Annotated in this window: 2 pseudogenes; both read right to left on the bottom strand. The window is 70.0% G+C overall.

Features of this window, described 5'->3' with window-relative positions:
• Positions 1 to 293, bottom strand: a pseudogene (locus EOE48_RS28560) (hypothetical protein); the annotation flags it as partial.
• Positions 290 to 534, bottom strand: a pseudogene (locus EOE48_RS28555) (hypothetical protein); the annotation flags it as partial. The pseudogenes EOE48_RS28560 and EOE48_RS28555, both read right to left, overlap by 4 nt.

The following is a 534-nucleotide window of genomic DNA, read 5'->3' as shown; positions in this document are numbered from 1 at the left end:
AAGATCACCAGCGGGTCGGCCGGGCGTTGGCGGCTTTCTTCCACGCGTTGCCAGCTGGGCCCGAGCAGGGCCAGGACCACCAGCGCCCAGGCCAGGCCCAGTGCTATCCACGGCAGCTTGCTGGTGCTGCCGCTGCCACCGCCCAGCAATACGCCATGGAAGGCGGGCGGCAAGATCATCTGCCAGCGCCCGGCGCGCTTGCGCCTGTGCCACAGCTTGTACAGCAGCCAGCCGAGCAGGGGCACGGCCAGCAACCACAGTGGGCGCAGCCATTGGGGCCACAGATCGATCATCGCCGCCTCCTCAGGCGCAGGCGCTTCAGGCGCTGGCGCCATTCCGGGTGCGGCTGCAGGAACCGCGGCTTGCGCAGCAGCCGTTGTAGCAGGTTGTCGGGCCATTGCACGGCCACCACCAGCAGCACGCTGAGCAGCAGGGCCAGGGCCAGGGGCCAGGCGTAGAGGGCCTGGGCCGTGCGTGCCGGGGTCGGTTGCTGGGCTACCGGCTCCAACTGATCAAGGGCGTCGCCGATGGCGT

The sequence above is a fragment of the Methylobacterium oryzihabitans genome (assembly GCF_004004555.2).
GTDB classification, from domain to species: Bacteria; Pseudomonadota; Alphaproteobacteria; order Rhizobiales; family Beijerinckiaceae; genus Methylobacterium; species Methylobacterium oryzihabitans.
The sequence above is the reverse complement of the archived record's forward strand: the minus strand, read 5'-3'. Positions and strand labels throughout refer to the sequence as shown.